At 44.5% G+C, this 1,234-nt stretch carries 2 protein-coding genes; both read left to right on the forward strand.

Annotated elements, in window-relative coordinates:
• The coding region (locus tag A3763_RS21540; protein WP_231872284.1) for an aminoacyl-tRNA deacylase and HDOD domain-containing protein at positions 1-807 on the forward strand (807 nt) is incomplete at its 5' end.
• A 27-nt stretch (positions 808-834) separates the two neighbouring features.
• Positions 835-1,197, forward strand: coding sequence for an HDOD domain-containing protein (locus A3763_RS21545; RefSeq protein ID WP_068760495.1), 363 nt, complete (start codon positions 835-837; stop codon positions 1,195-1,197).
• The last annotated feature ends 37 nt before the right edge of the window (positions 1,198-1,234 follow it).

Raw genomic sequence — 1,234 nt, forward strand, 5'->3', positions numbered from 1 at the left:
GGTAGATCTTTTCAAATTTTAAGTGATGAAAACTCACGAAAGCTATTTAAGGATTGTGAAACCGGGATGTACCCGATTCTCGCAACTGCCTATGGTTTGCCGATTATTCTAGATACGAGTTTACTGGAACTGGAGTTTGTATTCTCTGCTAGTGGTTGCTCAAGCACCTTATTAAAGATTCCCGGACCGTCTTTTCGTATGGCAATGAATGGCGCGATTAAGGCAAAAGTTTCTATTTGGCTTGCGGGTGAGGAGCCTAAGTCAGGATCGGGGCAGAAGGTTTCAAATTTGCCTCATAATGCGGGCTTGACCCTAGATGGCATTGCGAAGAAGTTAAGTCGTTTATATAAGTTACCACCAATGCCAGNAACTGCTATACGAATCATGCACCTGACCAGCGACCCCGATGCTGATGTATTTCAATTGGCTGAGGTGATAGAGCGAGATCCGAGTCTAGCCTCACAGGTGATGCGTTATGCCCGGTCAGCGTTGTTTTCTTATCGAGGCGAATTAACGTGTGTAAAAGATGCTGTGAATATCGTGCTAGGTTTTGATCGTGTATCTCAGCTATCGATGGGTTTAGCGGCAGGAAAAGCTTTCAATATACCTGCGGCAGGGCCCTTGGGTTTAAAATCATTTTGGCAGCATTCACTTTATAGTGCTGTGTTGGCTCAAGCCTTAGCTTTATTGGCCGATCCTGATATAGAGCTGAACGAGCGCGATGCTTATCTTGCCGGTTTGCTTCACAATTTTGGTATTTTATTAGTTGGTCATCTTTTTCCGCCAGAGTTCCAAATGCTCAATTGAGCCGAATAGGCTGAGCCGGAGTTGAGCATGGCTGAAATCGAACAGCAGGTCTTTGGAATGGGGGGCGCGCAAGAGTTTATTGCTTTAGGGCATGCCTCTATTGGTGCAGTGTTACTAAAACTATGGGGAATGCCGGAATCAAGTATTACGGTAGCCGGTATGCACCAGAAAAAAGACTATCAAGGTAAGCACCAAAAGTATGTAGAATTAGTGCAGTTGGCTAATGCGCTATTGGCAGCGAAAGGGATTGGTGATGAGCCCGCTTTGCATGATTGTGAGAAATTAATGCAAGGTTTGGGTATACAGGAAGAGCAAGGGATGGCTTTATTGGATTCTTTACTCGAACAGTGCCAAAGCCTGGATGAGATGATTCGTCAGATGGCGGCATAATTATAAGATTAAGTCATTATTATACCTACTAGGTGTT

Source organism: Oleiphilus sp. HI0128 (assembly GCF_001635365.1).